Raw genomic sequence first — 19,068 nt, forward strand, 5'->3', positions numbered from 1 at the left:
GCGGCTACGCGCATCGCACCCTGTTCGAGGGCCTCGACGTCACCGTCGCGCCCGGCGACGTCATCGGCGTGGTCGGGGCCAACGGTGCGGGCAAGAGCACCCTGTTGCGGATCCTGGGCGGTGACCTCGCGCCGCTCGACGGCACCATCAGCCTCGCGCCGGCTGACGCGTTCGTGGGGTGGCTGCCGCAGGAACACGAGCGGGTGCCCGGCGAGACCGTCGCCGCCTACATCGCGCGCCGCGCGGGGTGCACCGAGGCGACGCAGGCGATGGAGTCCGCGGCCGCGGCCCTGGCCGATCCGGATCTCGTTGCGGCAGGCGATGATCCGACAGATGTCTACGCCGCGGCACTCGACCGCTGGCTCGCGTCCGGTGCCGCGGATCTCGAGGAACGTCTCCCGGCGGTGCTCGCCGACCTGGGTCTCGACACCGACGCGGTCCGACCCGACTCGACCCTGATGACCGCCCTGTCCGGTGGACAGGCAGCTCGGGTGGGTCTCGCCGCGCTCATGGTCTCGCGTTTCGACATCGTCCTGCTCGACGAACCCACCAACGATCTCGACCTCGACGGCCTCGCCCGACTCGAGGGCTTTGTGCAGAACCTCCGTGGAGGGGTGGTCTTGGTCAGTCACGATCGAGAGTTTCTGGCCCGCAGCGTCACCCGGGTTCTTGAGCTCGACCTGGCGCAGAACACCACCACGGTGTTCGGCGGCGGGTACGACAGCTACCTCGAAGAGCGCGAGACCGCCCGGCGACATCGTCGCGAAGAGTACGAGGAGTTCGCCGAGAAGAAGGCCGACCTCGTGGGACGGGCACGCACCCAACGCGAATGGTCGAGCCAGGGCGTACGCAACGCGATGAAGAAGTCGCCGGACAACGACAAGATCCGTCGGAAGGCGGCCGCGGAGTCGAGTGAGAAGCAGGCGCAGAAGGTCCGTCAGATGGAGAGCCGGATCGCGCGCCTCGACGAGGTCGCCGAGCCGCGCAAGGAATGGTCGCTCGAGTTCACGATCGGATCGGCGCCCCGCTCGTCCTCGGTGATCGCCACGCTCGACGACGCCGTCGTACGGCAGGGCGATTTCGTCCTCGGGCCGTTGTCGCTGCAGATCGACGCCGGCGAACGGGTCGGCATCACCGGACCCAACGGTGCCGGGAAGTCGACCTTCCTACGGCTGCTCCTGGGTCGTCGCGAACCCGACGAGGGACGCGCCAGTCTGGGCGCCAACGTCGCGATCGGCGAGATCGACCAAGCCCGTGCGGACTTCGCCGGGACGGGCAAGCTGGTCGACCGATTCGAGCAGCGCGTACCGACCTGGACCACCGCCGATGTCCGAACACTGCTCGCCAAGTTCGGATTACGCTCCGACCACGTCGACCGCCCGGTGGACGGGCTGTCCCCGGGCGAGCGCACCCGCGCGGGCCTGGCCCTGCTCCAGGCCGTCGGTACCAACGTGCTTGTCCTCGACGAGCCGACCAACCATCTCGATCTCGCCGCCATCGAGCAACTCGAACAGGCGCTGGACAGCTACGACGGAACCCTGCTGCTGGTGACGCACGACCGGCGGATGCTGGAGAACGTCCGGCTGGACCGATCGCTGCACGTCGAGAACGGTCGCATCACCGAGGGGTGATTTCGCCCCGCGCGGCTCAGCCGAGAGACGTTGTCGCGTCGCGCAACTCGGCGAGTGCGGCCAACGCGTGCGGCGCGAGCCCGGTGTCGTCGTCGGGGTTCTCCGACCAGCGGGCGTAGCCGCGCTTGAAGGCGAGGACCCCCAATTCAGCGGCCAGGTGTGCGAGCGGGTCCGCGACGCCGCGTTCGATCAACGCGTCGGTCATCGCGGCCGCGAGGCCAACGCTCTTGAGGGCATCGCGCTCCTGCAGTTCGGTGCTGGCCGCGACGGCGGCTTTCAGACGGGGCCCGAGCTCTCGGTTGGCCGGACCCATCTCGCCCGACGCCCGCTCGAGGCCCGCGGCGACAGCCTCGAGGGGACTCGCATCGGCCGGTGCCTCGCTTATCCCCTCTGCCAGCAGTCGACTCAACGTCTCCTGCCCGGCGACCAGCAACTCGCGCTTGTCCGAGAAGTGCCGGAAGAACGTGCTCTTGGTGACCCCGGCCCGCTCCGCGATCTGAGCGACGGTTGTCGCGTCGTATCCCTGCTCGGTGAACAGATCCACCGCCGCGACGACGAGTCGCTGGGTCGCGCCGGGTTGCCATCGGGCCATGGGTCGATACTAGTCGACGGGACAGTTGTCCCATCGCGGGTGTACGGTGACGGGACAACTATCCCATCACTGGTCAGGACATCCTCATGCACGTATTCGTCACCGGAGGTACCGGCACCATCGGCTCGCCCGTGGTCGCCGAGCTCGTCAACAACGGCCACACGGTCGTCGCGCTGGCTCGATCCGAGAAGTCCGCGCAGGCTCTCGAACGATCGGGAGCGACGACGGTCCGTGGTGGCCTCGCCGACCTCGACGTGTTGCGGGAGACGGCGGTGTCGGCCGACGGCGTCGTCAGCCTGGCGTTCGGCCGGGACTACAGCAGCGCGGGCGCGCTGACCGCGGGCATTGTCGAGGAGGGGGCCGCGCTCGCCGCGCTGGGGGAGGCGTTGGTCGGGACCGACCGCCCGCTCGTGACCGTGTCCGGGACGCCATGGGTGCCGGGCCGCACGTCCACCGAAGCCGATCCGCTCCCCACCGAGGGGCCCGTCGGGGGTCGCGCGTTGTCGGTGAACGCGGTGCTGGCGTTGGCCTCTCGGGGCGTGCGGGCCACAGCGGTCCGGATGCCCCGCACGGTCCACAACGACGGCCAGGGCGGATTCGCCGGGCTGCTCACCGAGGCGGCGCGTCGCACCGGGGTGGCCGGATATCCGGGCGACGGGAGCCAGCGGTGGCCGGCGGTGCACGCGCTGGATGCAGCGGTGTTGTTTCGACTGGTGCTCGAGACGGCGCCCGCGGGGACGGCCTGGCACGCGGTTGCCGACGAGGGTGATGCGGTGCTGGACATGGCCGTGGTGATCGGACGCCGCCTCGGGCTCCCGGTCGAGTCGGTCCCCGAGGACTCCTTCGGCCCGTTCGGTCCGATCTTCGCGATGGATCAACCCTCGTCCAGTGCACACACCCGGCAGGCATTGGGCTGGGAGCCCACGCACCCCGGCCTGCTCGCCGATCTCGAGAACATCCGTCCCTGATGTGGGTGTGCCCTGAGTCCCGGTCGCAGGATCGACTTCGGTGACGGGTGCGATCACCCGGCCTGTGCGCCGCCGACCGATGACGGATGCTCGGAGTTGATCGTCAACGCGGCGTTGATGATCGCGAGATGGCTGAGTGCCTGGGGGAAGTTGCCCAGGAAACTGTCGTCGGTGGGGTCGATCATCTCCGCGGCGAGTCCGACGTCGTTGAGGGCGCCGACGAGCTCGTCCATCAACGCGCGCGCCCGATCGCGCTGATCGGTGTGGACCAACGCCGCGACGAGCCAGAACGAACAGGCCACGAATGTCGCCTCTTCATCCGAGGCACCGGTGAAGCGATACAGGTGCGGTCCGGCGCCCAGGTCACGGACCAGCGCGTCGATGGTGCGCCGCATGCGATCGCCGCGGTCGAAACCGCTGATCGCGTGCAACAGGATCGATGCGTCCAATTCGTGACTACCCGGGTAGAACTCGTACGCATCGAGTTTCTCCGACCAGCAGTTGTCGGCGACCCACTCCGAGATGGCGTCCGCCTCGAATCGCCAGCGGTCGACCGGACCGGGTATCTGACCGATCTCGCCGAGGTGGACCGCCTTGGTGAGCGCTTGCCAGCAGCCGAGTTTCGAGGTCGTGTAGTGGCGGGCGTCCTCGAGTTCCCAGATGCCGGCATCGGCGCGACGCCACTGGTCGGCGGCCTGGTCGGCGATGCTCGTCATGAGCCGTCCGGTGGCGTCGTCGAGCACGTTCCCGTTGTCGACGTACAGCTGGACGATGTTGAACAGATCGCCGTAGACGCCGAGTTGTAGCTGATCACTGGCACGGTTGCCGCCCACGACGGGACCGTGGCCCCGCCATCCCTCGACGTCGAACTCGGTGACCTCGCTGTCGGGGAGGCGGCCGTCGAGCGCCTGCAGGACGCTGATGTCATGGCCCTGCGAACGCAGGACGCGCAGCATCCAGCTGATCGCGCCGTGCGTCTCCTCCCGGATGCCGAGTTGGAACAGCGCGGTGAGCGAGAACGCGGCGTCGCGGATCCACGCGAAGCGGTAGTCCCAGTTCTTGGCCGTCGTCAACGACTCGGGCAGCGACGTGGTGGCGGCCGCGGCGACCGCACCGGTCGGCGCGTAGATGAGCTGCTTCAACGCGATCGCGCTGCGGATGACCGTCGACTGCCACGGACCGTCGTAGTGGATCGAGTCGGCCCACCGCTCCCAGTTGTCGATGGTGAGTGTGAGGCCGGCGTCGAGGTCCTCGGGGTCCGGCAGGTGCAGCGGCTCCCGGTTGGTGCTGACCAGCCCGAGCAGGTGCCGCGAGCCCGGCGTCGTGCGGTAGTGGGCGACGATGCGGCGTGGGGTGACGTCGACGCCGTTGTCGTGCAGGGTCCGCACCGCCATCGTGATGCCGTCGAGCCGCAGTACGGTGCCGTGCACGGTGTCGGAGATCCAGGGCGACGCGGTGTTGAGAAGTGTTCCGGGAGCGACGGTTGCGCGAAGATCGACCGAACCCGTCACGCCGTCGATCCGACGGGCAAGCTCGCACCACGGCAGGCGCCCGGCCAGGCCGGTGTTGAGGGAGTCGGTGATCCGTACGACCCCGTCCGCGGTGTGGAACGTCGTCTCGAGAACGGCGGTCGACGGCAGGTACCGACGTGTGACGCGATACGGCACCGCAGGTTCCAGGGCGAGGAAACCGCCCTCGTCGGCGTCGAGCAGGGCGGCGAACGGCGGTACCGAATCCAGATCGGGAAGCGGCAGCCAGTCGATGCGGCCGTCCCGCGCGACCAGGGCGACCGTTCGACCGTCACCGAGGGCCGCGTACGAGCGGATGTCGGCGTATCCGCGATCGTCACGATCGGTGACGAGTTGCGGACCACCGGTGCCGTCACCGGCGCCGCCCGCGAACGGGTCGGCGCCGGAACGGTGTTCGACATCGGTCACGGAGTCGGCATCCCACCGTTGACGTGCAGGGTCTCGCCGACGACGTAGCTCGACTCGGGCGATGCGAGGTACACGTATGCCGTTGCGAGCTCGGCGGGCTGACCCCAGCGGCCCAGCGGCGTCTGCTCGCCGACGGTGGGCAGCGCGTCTGTCGGCTGTCCGCCCGCGGTCTGCAGCGGCGTCCAGACCGGTCCCGGAGCAACGACATTCACGCGGATGCCGCGGTCGGCGACCTGCTGCGCAAGCCCCTTGAAGAACGTGTTGATCGACGCCTTGGTCATCGCGTAGTGGATGAGATGCGGCGAGGGCTGGTACGCCTGGATCGACGACGACCCGACAATGGTCGATCCCGGGGGCATGTGCGGCACAGCTGCTTTCACGGTCCAGAACATCGCGTAGATGTTCGTCTTGACCGTTGCGTCGAACTCCTCGTCGGTGATGTCCTCGATGCGTTCCACGTGCTGCTGCTTACCCGCGTTGATCACGAGCGCGTCCAGGCCGCCGAGTTCACGGACCGCGGTCTCGACGGCCGAGCGGCAGTACTCCGCGTCGGTGACATCGCCGGGGATCTTGACCGCCTTGCGTCCGGCGTCGGTGATGAGTTTCGCGACGGCGTCGGCGTCGGATTCCTCTTCGGGCAGGTACGAGATCGCGACGTCGGCGCCCTCGCGGGCGTAGGCGATCGCCGTGGCCGCACCGATCCCGGAATCACCACCGGTGATCAGGGCCTTGCGTCCTTCGAGCCGACCCGAGCCCCGGTAGGTGTCCGCGCCGAGGTCGGCCTTGTCACGCATCTCGGAGTCCAGTCCGGATCCGGGCTGGCTGACTTTCTCGGGGTCGAAATCGTCGTACATCGAGCTGGGGTCGCGGAATGTGTACTGATCGGTCATGTCATGCCTCCTGCAGATGGGACGGCTGGGCTCGACCGTCGAATGCGCACGTCACCGGACGGAAATCGGGACGCGACGGTCGATGAGCGGCGGCCAGCCGCGATGAATGGGTCCCCGCGGAGGTTTGACGGGGCGACTACTGAGCTACGCGAAGTATCAACGTCGCGCTTGTCGATACCATTCCACTGTAACCAGGCTTACGGCCGTCGATCGCCGTCAGATGGGCGGTGGACGGTCAGGCGCGCGCGGGGTCCCCTCGTCGGTGAGTGCGGCGATCACCTCGTCCCATGCCTGCTCGAGCAGGCCGGCGTGGCGATGGCCGTCGGGCACCGTCGTCGGTGACCACACCACGCCGATGGTCATGGTGCTGCCGAGGGTGTAGATGCCGTGCTTGACGGCGAAGTGCCGGGTCAGGGCGGGGAAACCCGAGGAGAAGACGGCTACGGCGTCACCGAGTCGAAGCGGTGCGTCGCCTCGATTGATGCTGGTGACGACGGTGTGCGCGGCCACGGTCTGCGGCGTGACGCGCCGACCCAGCGCTGTGATGGCCACCAGCACCGGCGCCGGCGCCGACTCGAGCACCGCGAGACGCGCAAGCTCCGCAGGATCGAGTACCCGTGCACGCTCCGCGTGCAGGTCGCGATGGATCAGCTGCGCGCGTGCCGTCAGGTCGGGGACATCGGTGTGCAGATCGACGGTTCCGGTGACGACCCGGTTCGCCCCGGCGAAGTCCACCGAGTCGGGCACGCTCACGGGGACGCTCGCGCTCAGGCCCGTCGGCACCCCGGTGGACGACAGATACCGTTGCAGGGCAAGCGAAACCGCGGTGAGGCCGACGGTGGTCACCGTCACGCCTGCGAGGCGGGTCGCCGGCCGCGGACGGACGATGATCGCGACCGACCGGTCGGCGCCCGGCGGCGAGTTCAGCGGGGTGGGCGCCCGCTGTGGCGGTGCGGGGGGTGCGGGCAGTTCATGACGCCCGCGGCGGGCGTCGGCCACGAGCGCTCGGACATATCCGACCACGCCCGCGGGAAGGGTGACCGCGCCGTGGACCGCCGCGGGCCAGGGCGACCGCCGGTGTGGTCCCGGTTCCGGTGCCACGTCGGCACCGTCAGTCCCGTCGCCGAAGACGCTGCGCCCGATTGCGGCCGCGCCCTGACCGTCGACGAACGTGTGCGAGATCCGCAGTACGACGACGATCACCGGCCGGTCCGAGAACGGGGCGTCGGTGACCACGTCGACGAGGTCGGCACGCCATGCCGACTGCGTCGTGTCGATGGGTACCTCGACGAGTTCGGCCAATCGGCGCAATGTCTCGGTCCATCGACCGTCCGGTGCGTGTGCGGTGACGAACCGCGACGCCGGTGTCGAATGCGTCTCCCATCGGGGATAGGCGAGGGTCGCGGGGACCTCGACCAGACGGCGTCGGATGCGGTCCACCCGCGCCAGCGCCCGAGTCAGGTTCGCGACGACGGTCGAGTGGACGGGTGCGACTGCGGCCTGTTCGTCGACGAACCCGTAGACCAGGCAGTGGTCCGAGCTCCTACCGGACTTGGCGCCGAGATAGAAGATGGCGTCCTTCGGATCAACCCGGTCCATTCGGTCAGACTAGGGCCGGAAACGACGAATCCCGCCCTGTTGGGCGGGATTCGTGGTTGTCGAGATCTGGATCGGGTGCGCTCAGCGTCGCCCGGACGAGATCTCGCGACGGCCGAACTCGAGACCGCCTCCTGAGGACATGAAGGCCCAGGAGAGGGCGGCGAAACCGGCGACGATGAGAACTGTGGTGACCATGATGTGTACCCCTTTTGTGTGGTCGTCGAGCGATCGAGTGGGATCGTCGGTGATCTCCCACGATCTGCTCGTGATGACTCAATGCTACGAGTACAGGTGTTCACTGAAAAGGGTTTGGCATGGGACTCACAGCGATACGGCGAAGGAGTCGTGCGCCACACGGTCGGCCGAATTGGACGGCCGTCTCAGTCGGTGGCGGTCACCGGTCGAACTCGGACAGCGGCGCACGGGCGATGGCGCGCCCGCCGACCACCTTGGCCGAGATCGCGACGAGACGCGCCATGCCCTGATAGGTCGACGGGTTCAAGAGCGTGGGCCAGGTGGTGCGCAGGCGGTTCTCGCGCACCGGGCGACCGTCGAAGCGATCCTGCAACCATCGCAACGCCATCGGCGCCGACATCGGGTGCAGCAGCATGTGTTCGCTGAAGCGGTCGCGGTGATAGGTCACGCTGGCGCCGCCCTCGGAGTACCGACGCGCGAGCTCGTCGATGTCGTCGACCGACATGATGCGGTCGTTGACGGCCTGCACGATCAACACCGGCATCGCGGGTGTCGACCGGCCGAGCCGGATGGAGTCGAAGACCTCTCGCACCTCGGGCAGCGCGAGGATCTCCGCGAGGGGACGGTCGAGCATCGAGGCCATGTCGGTGAACATGAACCGTACGACGGCCTCGACCGTTGTCATCTTCTGCAGGCGGGCCAGCGACTTCTTGCCCTCGGCGGTGGCGTGGGTCTCGATGACCCGTTGCAACTCGGGATAGACGTGGGTCAGCGCGCCGACGACCAGGGCGGGCAACCCGGAGAAGAAGCTGCCGTTGAGCCGCTCGTAGGTCTTGCCGAGATCGCCGACCGGAGAACCCAACACGGCTCCGACGACGTCGAGCTCGGGTGCGTACTCGGCGAACATCTCCGCAGCCCACGCCGAGGCCAGCCCACCACCGGAGTACCCCCACAGCCCGACCGGCGCGGAGTTGTCCACATTGAGGGGCGCGTGATTCATCGCCGCACGGATCCCGTCGAGCACGCAGTAACCGGGCTCGCGGGGCAGACCCCACAGACCACGCGGGCCCTCGTGATCGGGCACCGAGACCGCCCATCCCTCGGCGAGAAGGGCTGCGATCAGCAGGAACTCGAACTGCGGTAGAGCGCCGAGAGCCTTGGACCCGCGACGCAGGGCGTAGGACGGGAAGCACCGGCCGGCGATGGCGTCGATGGCGCATTGATAGGACACGATCGGGTACACCTCGCCGGGCGCCCGGCTCGACGGCGACAACACCGTCGTCACCGCGGCCATCGGCTCGCCGTTCATGTCGGTGGTCCGATACGACAGCTGCACCGCCGCGATCCGCTGCGGGATCACCCCGAGGAAAGCCAAGCCGACGTCGCGGGACCGTAGGACCGTCCCCGGTGCCAGGTCGGCCATGCCGTCGACCGGCTCGTAGAACGGGTCGACGCGGGGGAGCAGGGGGCGCCGGCCGATGAGATCGTGATGTGGGGCGTCGATGGGCCCTTCGGCGGGCAGGCTGCGCTCTTCGTCGTGAATCGAGATGTCTGATTCCTCGTGTGCCATTGGACACACTGTCGTGTCCGATCATCTGACCGTAGCGTAGGTCACACATCGCCCCCTCCGCCCGGTTGGTCGTCCGACACCCTTGCATGTGTACCGATCGTTCGGTACAAATGAAGACATGGCACCCCGCACCATCTCCGATACCGACCTCGTCGCCCGCCTGGAAACCGTCTTCCGTGACATCGGTTACGACGGCGCAAGTCTCGCAACCATCGCGGACGCGACCGGGTTGCAGAAGTCGAGCCTGTACAACCGATTCCCGGGCGGAAAGCAACAGATGGCGGCTGAGGTGGCCGGGTCGGTGGGTGCACAGTTCGCGACCGACATTTTGTCGCCGTTGACCACCGACGCGCCCGCGGCCGACCGGATCGAGAGAGTCGCCGCCAATCTCGAGACCTTCTACCGGGGTGGGGAGCACCCGTGCCTGCTGAACATGTTGTCGGTCGGCGACCCCGGGACGGCGGCTCGCACACATCTCCGCGACGGTGCGGACCACTGGATCAGCGTTTTCGCCGACGTCGCGCGCGGCGCCGGAGCCACTCGCGATGACGCGACGGCTCGAGCTCAGGACGCCATCTGTGCTGTCGAGGGTGCCCTCGTGCTCGCCCGCGTCACCGGTCGGACCGACGCTTTCCATCGTGCGCTGACGCGACTTCCCGCACTGCTCCTGGGGAACTCGCCCAGCTGAGAGCGACCATCCGCGCACCGTCGTGGTGCGACCACCCCCACTGCTACCGAGGACGATCCCATGCCCAACTACTACGACATCGCATTCGGACCACATGAGGTCGCCCACCAGGAGCGACACAATTCGGCACAGCGGTACGAGATGATGGCCGGGCAGCCCGGACCCGACGGCCTCGGGCTCGGGGAGATCGAATTCCTCGCCGACCGCGACAGTTTCTACATCGCGTCGGTGGGTGCAGACGGATGGCCGTATGTGCAACATCGGGGTGGACCACGTGGCTTCGTCACCGTCAGTCCGGACGCGCAACAGATCGCGTGGGCCGAGCGCGCCGGGAACCGGCAGTACATCACCGCGGGACACCTCGACGCCGATGATCGGGTGTCGCTCATCGCGGTCGACTACCCGGCTCGCCGCCGGCTGAAGATCTACGGCCGTGCGCGGTACGACACCGCGCCGTCGCCTGATGTGCTCGCCGGACTCGGCATCGACGGGCCGATGGACGCGCTGCTGACGGTGACGGTCGAGGCGTTCGACTGGAACTGCCCGAAATTCATCACCCCGCGGTTCACCGCGGACGAGGTCCGCGCCGCCGCCGAACCCCTGCAGAACCGAATCGCCGAGCTCGAGAAGCAGGTCGAGGTGCTGAGGCAGCATCAGGCGTGAGAGCGCCGAGGGAGAAAGCGGTCTCCCCGCTCTCCCCGGCGGATAACCTTGGCCTCGGTGTCGCACAATCGGTACCCGTGCGGGTGCCGACTCGCGGAGCAGACGAAGGCAGGCCATGACCCACGGCTCGACAATCAACCGTCCCACGATCGCGATCGTCGGGGCCGGGTTCGCCGGTCTCGGTATGGCGATCAGCCTCAAGCGCGCCGGACTGACGGACTTCACCGTCTTCGAACGCGGGGACGACGTGGGCGGATGCTGGCGGATGAACACCTATCCGGGTGCGGCCTGCGACGTGCCGTCGCACCTGTACTCGTTCTCGTTCGCACCGAACCCGCGATGGTCCCGGCGGTTCGCGCCCCAGCCGGAGATCCTCGACTACCTGCAGCACTGCGCCCGCGAATACGACCTGCACCCACACATCCGGCTGGGGACCGCGGTGGAGTCCGCGGTCTACGACGAGGCCGAGAACACCTGGGCCGTCACCCTGGCCGACGGCACCGTGTCGGTCTTCGACCTCGTCGTCTTTGCCTGCGGGCAGCTGAGCCGCCCGGCCACACCGCACGTTCCCGGGATCGAGCAGTTCGAGGGCACCGTCTTCCACTCGGCGCAGTGGGACCATGACTATCCGCTCGCCGGGAAGCGGGTCGCTGTCGTCGGGACCGGGGCCTCGGCGATCCAGTTCGTCCCGAAGATCGCCGATGAGGTCTCGAGCCTGCACCTTTTCCAGCGGTCGGCGCCCTACGTCATCCCGAAGGCCGACTATCCGTACTCGCAGCGCGTGCGACGGGTGTTCGCCGCGCTGCCTGCGGTCCAGCGGTTGTCGAGGTGGCTCACGTACGCGACGCTCGAACCGCGGGTCATCGCGTTCAACCGGTATCCCGGTCTGATGAAGCTGTTTGCGTGGCGGTACCGGCGGCTGGTGGCGAAGTCGATACCCGATCCCCGACTGCGAGAGGCACTCAAGCCCGATTATCCGATCGGCTGCAAACGGATCCTCATCTCAAACGATTACCTGGCGTCGCTGGCCGGTCCCCACGTCGACGTCGTCACCGAACCCATCGCCGAGGTCGGACCGTCGTCGATCACCGTCGCCGACGGGACATCGGTCGAGGTCGACGCCATCATCTTCGGCACCGGATTCCACGCGACCGACTTCCTCCGCGGCATCTCGGTGACCGGACGCGACGACACCGACCTGCACACCGTGTGGGCCGTCGGTGCCTACGCGCACCTCGGTCTGACCGTCAACGGGTTCCCCAACATGTTCCTGCTCTATGGACCCAACACCAACCTCGGCCACACCTCGATCATCCTGATGCTCGAGGCCCAGATGCGATACATCATCGAGGCCACCCGGCTGCTGCGCGTGCGCCGCGGCTCAGCCATCGAGGTCCGTACCGACGCGGAGTCGATGTCGAATGACGCTGTGCAGGCGGCATTGTCGGAAACCGTCTGGAACCAGGGATGCAACAGCTGGTACAAGACCGCGAGCGGGAAGAACACCAACAACTGGCCGGCGTCGACGGCGAAGTACATCCGGATGACGCGCTCGGTCGACGAGGACGACTACACCTGGGGTCGGTCGTCGGCCTGATCAGCGCAGCAGGGCCCGCGACATCACGACGCGCTGGATCTGATTGGTGCCCTCGTAGATCTGGGTGATCTTGGCGTCGCGCATCATCCGCTCCACCGGGAAATCCCGTGTGTAACCGGCGCCGCCGAACAACTGCACGGCGTTGGTGGTGACCTCCATCGCGATGTCGGAGGCAAAGCATTTCGACGCCGAGGCGATGAAACCGAGTTTCTCCTCACCACGCTCGGCGCGTGCGGCCGCCGAGTAGACCATCAACCGGGCGGCCTCGATCTTCATCGCCATGTCGGCGATCATGAACTCCACGCCCTGGAACTCGGCGATCGACTTGCCGAACTGCTTGCGCTCCTTGACGTATGCGATGGTGTGGTCGAGGGCGCCCTGCGCGATTCCGACCGCCTGTGCGCCGATGGTCGGGCGGGTGTGGTCGAGGGTGGTCAGCGCGGTCTTGAAGCCGGTTCCCGGTTCGCCGATGATGCGGTCACCGGGGATACGGCAGTTCTCGAAGTACAACTCGGCGGTCGGTGACCCGTGCAGACCCATCTTCCGTTCGGTGGGCCCGACCGTGAAACCCTCGTCGTCCTTGTGGACCACGAACGACGAGATGCCGTTCGCGCCCTTGTCGGGGTCGGTCACCGCCATCACGGTGTACCAGGTCGCCCTGCCGCCGTTGGTGATCCAACACTTCGACCCGTCGAGCACCCACGCGTCGCCGTCGGCGCGAGCGCGCGTCCGCATGGCGGCGGCGTCGCTGCCCGCCTCGCGTTCGGACAACGCGTAGGCGGCCATGGCCTCGCCCGAGGCCAGTGACGGGAAGACCTGCTGTTTGATCTCGTCCGATCCGCGCAGGACGATGCCCATCGTGCCGAGCTTGTTGGCGATCGGGATCATCGACGACGACGCGCACACCCGCGCCACCTCCTCGATGACGATGCAGCCCGCGACCGCATCGGCGCCCTGGCCGCCGTACTCGTCGGGGATGTGCACCGCGGAGAATCCGGCGGCGTTGAGCGCGGTCAGCGCCTCGTCGGGATAGCGGGAGTCCTCGTCGACCTCGGCCGCATACGGGGCGATCTGCTTCTCGCACAGGTCGCGGAGCACCGCTCGGAGCTCGGTGTGCTCGTCCGGGAGGGCGAACACATCGAACGAAGAATTGCCTTGCCAGTGCGCCACAGATCGTCCTCGTGCTCGTCGGGCCCCCTGTCAGAACTCTAACCCCCAGGTCGGGGGTGGTTTGCCGTCGGGGTGATCTGTATTACAGTGCGGTGATCGAGTGATGGACGACACATGATGGGTTGTGAGCATGGCATCTCCGGATACTCCGCAGAACATGGCCGCGATGTCGTGTTGCCCCGGTGGGGCGGTCGCGATGCTGGGCGTGGGACTCGGTCACATGCTGGCCGGGTCGATCCACCGACTGGCGGCCCGACGGGCCCGACGCCGCGAACTCCACATGCTCAAGCAGATGTGGGCCGCCGAGTGCGCCTCCCCGGCCCGACGCCGCGTCTGAGGTAGCCCCGGCGCGAACTATCGGGCGGCCGCCGAGTTATATTCCATGGAATACAACTCGTGAGGGGGCGTTCCATGCGCGCAGCGTTCTACGACGGTCAGGGTCCGGCGGCCGAGGTGCTGCGAATCGCTGAGCTCGACGATCCAGTTCCGGCGGCGGGCGAGGTCCGTGTCCGGATCACCGTCTCCGGTGTCAGCCCCGGCGACACCAAGAAGCGCGCCGGCTGGCCGGGATCGCCCATGGTTTACTCGCGGGTCGTCCCCCACAGCGATGGTGCCGGGGTCATCGACGCGGTCGGTGAGGGCGTCGACGCGGCGCGGATCGGTACGCGGGTGTGGACATTCGGAGCGCAGTCCTACCGGGCGTTCGGTACTGCGGCCGAGATGACCTGTCTGCCTCAGGAGCTCGCGGTGCCGCTGCCGGACGGGGTCACCGACGAGGTGGGGGCGTGCCTGGGCATCCCCGGGATCACCGCGCATCGCGCCGTGTTCGCAGACGGCCCGGTCGCCGGATCGGTCGTGCTGGTCCAGGGTGTGCTGGGGGCGGTCGGTTCACTCGCCGCGCAGCTCGCGAGATGGGGTGGCGCAACGGTGATCGGCACCTGCACGCGGTCGACCGACATCCTCGCCGCGTCGGCGGTCGCCCACCATGTGGTCGCGCTCGACGGTCCCGACCCAGCAGCAGCGGTTCGGGAGTTCGCGCCCGGAGGGGTCGATCGCGTGGTGGAGGTGTCGTTCTCGGACAACCTCGCACTCGACGTCGCCGTCCTGGCCGACAACGGGGTCGTCGCGTCCTACGCCACTCGACACGACCCCACGACGATCGAGTTCTGGCCGATGGCCTTTGCCAACGTCACCCTGCGCATGCTCGGCAGTGACGACTTCCCGGTCGCCTCGAAGCGACATGCCGCCGACGACCTGACCGCGGCTGCCGCCGATGGCGCGCTGGCGATCTCGGTGGCCGAGGTGTTCCCGTTGTCCCGCATCGCCGAGGCGCACGACCGGGTCGATTCCGGTGGGCGGGGACGGGTGTTGGTCTCGGTCGCGGGTCTTGCCGACTCGGGTGAGTGAGCTCCGGCAGGTCTTCAGCGATCTCGTGCGGGTGGAGACGGCCCTGTGGAACGCGGTCGACACCCGGCTCCGGGCGGACTGCGGGTTGCCGCTCGGTCGCTACGAGTCGATGGCCGCGATCGATCGACGGGAGTCCTGCCGTGTCAACGACATCGCCGCCGACCTGATCATCACCGTCGGTGCCGTCAGCAAGTTGGTGGACCGGATCGCAGCCGCGGGACACTGTGTGCGCCGGCGGGATCCGGCCGACGCGAGATCGTCGATCATCGAACTCACCGACGCCGGACGCACGCTGCTCACGCGCGCGCACGACGTCGTCGAGGCCGAACTCGCGGCGCGCATCGACGGGGTCGTGTCCCGCCGTGCGCTCGCCGATCTCGCGTCGACGCTGGCGAATCTCAGGCAGCGGCGAGGGTGATCACCACGACGACGGAGACGATCGCCAACGCGGCCGCGGGTAGCGACGCGCCGCGGGTCTCGGCGTTGCTGTAGTCGCCGAACCTGGCGTGGAAGACCACGGCGCCGATGAACACGATCGCCAGTCCTATGCCGGCGGCGATGCCCAACGGATGCCAGAAGATGCCGATGATGAGGCCGATCGCGCCGGCGACCTCGGCGGCGCCGATGAACCGGACCAGGCTCGGGCTCAGGTTGCGGCCGGTCAACTGCTCGGTCGCCGGGCCTTTGAGCAGGGCTTTCGGGGCTCCGGCGGCTGCGCTGACGAGCGCCAGGATGATGCTGAGGATCACGGCGGTGATGAACATGGACATTCCTTCGGTCACGGGCGGTTCGCCTGGGGAACTTGCGTAGGCAAGTACTGCGGTCAGCGTGACACAAAGTACTTGCGTGCGCAATAATTGGGTCATGCCGGATTCGGGCGAACGTGAGGTGCCGCCGGATCGGTCGCGTCCGCTGTCGGACTCCGAGGCGCGCGTCTGGCGAGCAGTGGCCCGGGCTCTCATCCTCGTCCCGCGGGCCCTCGACATCGATCTGCAGCGCGACTCCGACATGACCATGAGCGAGTACCAGGTCCTGATGATCCTGTCGGAATCGCCGGGGCGGCAACGTCGTATGAGCGAACTCGCGACGTTCGTCGGGCTCTCGGCCAGCCGCATGACGCGGCTCATCGACGCCCAGCAGGAGCTGGGGCTGGTGGAGAAGACGCGCGACGCCGCCGACGGTCGCGGGATGATCGCGCGTCTGACCGATGCGGGATTCACCCGTCTGGACGAGGCCTACCCGGCGCACCTGGCGAGCGTGCGCGAACGCGTCATGGAGCCGCTCGCGGGGCTCGACCCCGATGCGCTCGGCGCAGCGCTCGAGGGTCTCACCGGACCGACGCCTCCGGATCTCTGTTGAAGCCGCACCCCTATGACCTCAGCCGGGCAGCTGCGCGGCCAGCTTGCGTAGCTCCGGGATCTGGGTCGTGGGAGCGGTCGCGATGGATGTCGCCAGCGTGCGTGCCGGCTCGTAGATCCCGGACGCCAGTTCGCGTTGCGCCATCGCCGCCGCTCCGGTCTCACTCGACGCGGATGAGAGCAGTACGTCACGGTCGAATGTGACACCTGTTTCGCTCCGGAGTCGGGCCAGCGCGGCATCGTCGATCATGCCGTCGGGCATCCTCATGTCGATGTTCGGGGGAACCGGGAAGTCCTTCGACCATCCACGCAGGCTCGTCAGTTCGGGGGTTTGCTGCGACACGATGAGCGTGCCGAAGTCGCGAACCCGCTGATCGCTTCCCTTGTCAGCGGCCAACTGGCCGACCTCGATCGCGCGCTGATGGTGCGCGGCCATCATTGCCACGAAGGCGATGTCAGCATCGTTGTGCTTCGGTGCAGTGTCATCAGCTCCGCAGGCGGCGAGCATGCCGGTTACAGCCACGACGGCGACAACCGCCGTGAGAACTCGTGCGGGGATTCGGTGCATCACTCCATAGTGCGCCTTCTCGCGGATGACACGATTGCGCCATGACGACGATCGCGGTGCTGCCCGGCGATGGGATCGGACCCGAGGTGGTCGATGCGGCGCTACCGGTCCTCGAGGCGGTCGGGCTGGGATGGAACGTCGAGTTCGGTGAGATCGGCTGGGGCTGTTGGCGCCGCGAGGGCGAACCGGTCCCGCCGGCCACCTGGGAACTGATCGAGCGGTGTGACGCGACGCTGATGGGTGCCATCACCAGCAAACCCCCGCTGGAGGCCGAGGCCGAACTGCCGTCGGAGTTGCAGGGCACAGGGCGGCGGTACTCCTCCCCGGTGATCGCGCTGCGGCGCCGTCTCGGGCTCTTCGCGAACATCCGGCCGATCACCGATCTCCACGGCGACGCCTTCGACTTCGTCGTCATCCGCGAGAACACCGAGGGGCTCTACGCGGGTTACGACCAGCGCGGGCTCGACGACGATCTGTGGAACCTCGTGCGAGACCACCCCGGTGCCGCCGAATCCGGGCGCGCCGACACGGCCGTGGCGCTTCGTCTGCAGACCCGCTCCGGTCTCGACCGCATCTTCCGGTGCGCCTTCGACCGGGCCGCGGCGGGTGGCTTCACCCGGGTGACGCTCGCCGACAAGCCGAACGTCCTGCGGGCGAGCGGGGAGTTGGCCCGCGAACGATTCGACGCGATCGCCGCCGAACACCCTGGGATCGAGGCGCACACGGCCAACGTCGACGCGGTCGCGATGGCGATGGTGCGGTCACCGGGATCGTTCGGGGTGATCGTGGCGGAGAACATGTTCGGCGACATCCTCTCCGACCTCGGCGCCGGGGTGATGGGCGGACTCGGCCTCGCGAGCAGCGCGAACGTGGGCGGGCAGGGGAGCATGTTCGAGCCCGTCCACGGCAGCGCCCCCGACATCGCCGGGCGCGGGGTGGCCAACCCGTTCGCGACCATCCTCACCATCGCGCAGATGCTCGGGGAACTCGGAGCGCCGGAGGAGTCGACGCGCATCCGGGCCGCCGTCCGTGCGGCGGTGCAGGGCGGTGTGATGGTGACCCCCGACCTCGGCGGCACCGCGAGCACGGCGGACGCGGCGGCCGAGGTCATCCGCCGTCTTCGCTGAGATGTCGGCGTGAGCGCTCTATCGTCTCTGCCATGGAATCGGTCGAGGTGGCACGGTCACGCCGCATCCCCGCGGGCCGCGAGCTCGCCTATCGTGTCACGCTGCCGATCGACCTCCCGGTCCTGTTCAACCGATGGTTCGGTCCGATCCCGCCGATCAGAGAAGTCCGCGACCAGGTCGGAGAATGGTCGTCCGCGGGCCAGACCCGGACGGTTCTGCTCACCGGTGGCGGGTCGATGCGTGAGGAGCTGACCGGCGTCGACGCACCGAATTCGTTCTCCTACCGGCTTTCCGGGATCACGGGGGTGATGGCGCCGCTGGTCGACCACATCGACGGTCGGTGGGGCTTCGAGGCCGACGGCGATCACATCACGGTCGTGACGTGGCGATGGACGCTGCATCCCCGCCACACGATCACCCGGCCGGTCGTTGTGCTCATCGGGCTGGCGTGGAACGGATATGCGCGTCGTGCACTCGCCGAGCTGGAAACGCACATCCTGCGTGCGGTCTCATGACGACTTCTTGACGGTGTCGCGCGGATCTTTACGTTCTGCGTATTCCGGAGGAGCGCAGTGGCGGGTGACCATGAATCATGACCTCCACCGCCCTTGCCGCCGAACCGCTTCCGACCGCTCTTGAAACCGAGACCGCCGACCCGGCGGATCGCGCCGTCGGCCCGTCGTTCTTCCGACTGCGCCCGCCTGCCCCGATCCGGCTGCTCACCGCGACCTGGGATCGGACCCACAACCCGCCGCGGGCCACGTCCGGTCACGTCGCCATCGAGTACCCGGTGACCAGCGGCATCGTCGTCAGTCGCAACCTGTACGCGGTGACCGACGAGATGCGCGACGCCCTCATGGACTCCGACCTGACCGGCTTCGCGTTCGGTGCGCTGGCCGTCACCCGGTCGCATCACCTCGTCGGTGACACCTCTGCTCGTACGCCCTCACTGCACACCCTGGTGCTCACCGGCCGCGCGTGCCGCAGCGACATCGCCCCGTGGCGCTGTGACTCACTGGCCCTCTCCCGCCGCGCGGCCCGGTTCTTCTGGAAGCACGACCCCGCGCTGCTGGCGTTCACCACCTCGCTCGACGTCATCGCCTGAGGA

General features: G+C 68.2%; 20 protein-coding genes. 12 read left to right on the forward strand and 8 right to left on the reverse strand.

Annotated elements, in window-relative coordinates; genetic code table 11:
• Window positions 1-1,631, forward strand: a 1,631-nt coding sequence (locus JHC79_RS12390; RefSeq protein ID WP_296391158.1) for an ABC-F family ATP-binding cassette domain-containing protein, incomplete at its 5' end; no start/stop codon positions are given.
• Window positions 1,632-1,647: 16 nt separating this feature from the next.
• On the opposite strand, the gene JHC79_RS12395 is transcribed toward JHC79_RS12390, so the two are convergent.
• Window positions 1,648-2,223 carry a TetR/AcrR family transcriptional regulator gene (locus tag JHC79_RS12395; RefSeq protein ID WP_296391160.1) on the reverse strand — a complete coding sequence of 192 codons (576 nt, stop codon included), beginning with the start codon at window positions 2,221-2,223 and terminating at the stop codon, window positions 1,648-1,650.
• Between the two features lie 86 nt (window positions 2,224-2,309).
• Here JHC79_RS12395 and JHC79_RS12400 point away from each other — a divergent pair, with 86 nt between their 5' ends.
• Window positions 2,310-3,191, forward strand: coding sequence for an SDR family oxidoreductase (locus JHC79_RS12400; protein ID WP_296391162.1), 882 nt, complete (start codon window positions 2,310-2,312; stop codon window positions 3,189-3,191).
• A gap of 53 nt (window positions 3,192-3,244) precedes the next feature.
• On the opposite strand, the gene JHC79_RS12405 is transcribed toward JHC79_RS12400, so the two are convergent.
• The 4 genes from JHC79_RS12405 to JHC79_RS12420 all read right to left on the reverse strand — a co-directional run bounded on the left by JHC79_RS12405 (window position 3,245) and on the right by JHC79_RS12420 (window position 9,382).
• On the reverse strand, window positions 3,245-5,128 hold the full coding sequence (locus JHC79_RS12405; protein ID WP_296391164.1) for a glycoside hydrolase family 15 protein: 1,884 nt from the start codon (window positions 5,126-5,128) through the stop codon (window positions 3,245-3,247).
• The gene (locus tag JHC79_RS12410) at window positions 5,125-6,018 is read right to left on the reverse strand and encodes an SDR family oxidoreductase (RefSeq protein ID WP_296391167.1); all 894 of its coding nucleotides are present in this window, start codon (window positions 6,016-6,018) and stop codon (window positions 5,125-5,127) included. The genes JHC79_RS12405 and JHC79_RS12410 overlap by 4 nt, the downstream gene beginning before the upstream one ends.
• Window positions 6,019-6,234: 216 nt before the next feature.
• Window positions 6,235-7,617, reverse strand: coding sequence for a wax ester/triacylglycerol synthase domain-containing protein (locus JHC79_RS12415; protein WP_296391168.1), 1,383 nt, complete (start codon window positions 7,615-7,617; stop codon window positions 6,235-6,237).
• 394 nt (window positions 7,618-8,011) lie between these two features.
• Entirely contained in the window at window positions 8,012-9,382 is a 1,371-nt protein-coding gene (locus JHC79_RS12420; protein WP_296391170.1) for a lipase family protein, read from the reverse strand.
• 118 nt (window positions 9,383-9,500) lie between these two features.
• Between JHC79_RS12420 and JHC79_RS12425 the strand changes: the two genes are divergently transcribed.
• From JHC79_RS12425 to JHC79_RS12435, 3 genes are all read left to right on the forward strand, one after another.
• The gene (locus JHC79_RS12425; protein WP_296391173.1) at window positions 9,501-10,070 is read left to right on the forward strand and encodes a TetR/AcrR family transcriptional regulator; all 570 of its coding nucleotides are present in this window, start codon (window positions 9,501-9,503) and stop codon (window positions 10,068-10,070) included.
• A 60-nt stretch (window positions 10,071-10,130) separates the two neighbouring features.
• Window positions 10,131-10,733, forward strand: a complete 603-nt coding sequence (locus tag JHC79_RS12430; protein ID WP_296391175.1) for a pyridoxamine 5'-phosphate oxidase family protein — start codon at window positions 10,131-10,133, stop codon at window positions 10,731-10,733.
• Between the two features lie 115 nt (window positions 10,734-10,848).
• Complete coding sequence (locus JHC79_RS12435; protein ID WP_296391176.1) at window positions 10,849-12,330, forward strand: NAD(P)/FAD-dependent oxidoreductase; 1,482 nt, start codon at window positions 10,849-10,851, stop codon at window positions 12,328-12,330.
• Here JHC79_RS12435 and JHC79_RS12440 read toward each other — a convergent pair whose 3' ends face one another.
• On the reverse strand, window positions 12,331-13,500 hold the full coding sequence (locus JHC79_RS12440; RefSeq protein WP_296391178.1) for an acyl-CoA dehydrogenase family protein: 1,170 nt from the start codon (window positions 13,498-13,500) through the stop codon (window positions 12,331-12,333).
• Window positions 13,501-13,630: 130 nt separating this feature from the next.
• Between JHC79_RS12440 and JHC79_RS12445 the strand changes: the two genes are divergently transcribed.
• The 3 genes from JHC79_RS12445 to JHC79_RS12455 are packed head-to-tail and all read left to right on the forward strand — an operon-like array spanning window position 13,631 to window position 15,325.
• On the forward strand, window positions 13,631-13,837 hold the full coding sequence (locus JHC79_RS12445; RefSeq protein WP_296391180.1) for a hypothetical protein: 207 nt from the start codon (window positions 13,631-13,633) through the stop codon (window positions 13,835-13,837).
• Between the two features lie 59 nt (window positions 13,838-13,896).
• Window positions 13,897-14,907, forward strand: coding sequence for an NADPH:quinone reductase (locus JHC79_RS12450; protein WP_296391182.1), 1,011 nt, complete (start codon window positions 13,897-13,899; stop codon window positions 14,905-14,907).
• Window positions 14,900-15,325 carry a MarR family winged helix-turn-helix transcriptional regulator gene (locus JHC79_RS12455; protein ID WP_296391184.1) on the forward strand — a complete coding sequence of 142 codons (426 nt, stop codon included), beginning with the start codon at window positions 14,900-14,902 and terminating at the stop codon, window positions 15,323-15,325. Before JHC79_RS12450 ends, JHC79_RS12455 begins: the two co-directional genes overlap by 8 nt.
• On the opposite strand, the gene JHC79_RS12460 is transcribed toward JHC79_RS12455, so the two are convergent.
• Window positions 15,306-15,671: a DoxX family protein gene (locus JHC79_RS12460; protein WP_296391186.1), complete on the reverse strand. Its 366-nt coding sequence runs from the start codon at window positions 15,669-15,671 to the stop codon at window positions 15,306-15,308. The two genes, JHC79_RS12455 and JHC79_RS12460, sit on opposite strands and share 20 nt — an antisense overlap.
• A gap of 100 nt (window positions 15,672-15,771) precedes the next feature.
• Between JHC79_RS12460 and JHC79_RS12465 the strand changes: the two genes are divergently transcribed.
• Window positions 15,772-16,266, forward strand: coding sequence for a MarR family transcriptional regulator (locus JHC79_RS12465; RefSeq protein ID WP_296391188.1), 495 nt, complete (start codon window positions 15,772-15,774; stop codon window positions 16,264-16,266).
• 18 nt (window positions 16,267-16,284) lie between these two features.
• Here JHC79_RS12465 and JHC79_RS12470 read toward each other — a convergent pair whose 3' ends face one another.
• Window positions 16,285-16,833 (reverse strand): DUF305 domain-containing protein, encoded by a 549-nt coding sequence (locus JHC79_RS12470; RefSeq protein WP_296391190.1) that lies wholly within the window; start codon window positions 16,831-16,833, stop codon window positions 16,285-16,287.
• 41 nt (window positions 16,834-16,874) lie between these two features.
• On the opposite strand from JHC79_RS12470, the gene JHC79_RS12475 reads away from it, so the two are divergent.
• The 3 genes from JHC79_RS12475 (at window position 16,875) to JHC79_RS12485 (ending at window position 19,065) form a co-directional block, all read left to right on the forward strand.
• Window positions 16,875-17,960, forward strand: a complete 1,086-nt coding sequence (locus tag JHC79_RS12475; protein ID WP_296391191.1) for an isocitrate/isopropylmalate family dehydrogenase — start codon at window positions 16,875-16,877, stop codon at window positions 17,958-17,960.
• Window positions 17,961-17,992: 32 nt separating this feature from the next.
• Window positions 17,993-18,475 carry an SRPBCC family protein gene (locus tag JHC79_RS12480; RefSeq protein WP_296391192.1) on the forward strand — a complete coding sequence of 161 codons (483 nt, stop codon included), beginning with the start codon at window positions 17,993-17,995 and terminating at the stop codon, window positions 18,473-18,475.
• 77 nt (window positions 18,476-18,552) lie between these two features.
• The gene (locus JHC79_RS12485; RefSeq protein WP_296391193.1) at window positions 18,553-19,065 is read left to right on the forward strand and encodes a hypothetical protein; all 513 of its coding nucleotides are present in this window, start codon (window positions 18,553-18,555) and stop codon (window positions 19,063-19,065) included.
• Window positions 19,066-19,068 lie beyond the last annotated feature (3 nt).

The organism is Williamsia sp., assembly GCF_016462415.1.
Lineage (GTDB): Bacteria > Actinomycetota > Actinomycetes > Mycobacteriales > Mycobacteriaceae > Williamsia_A.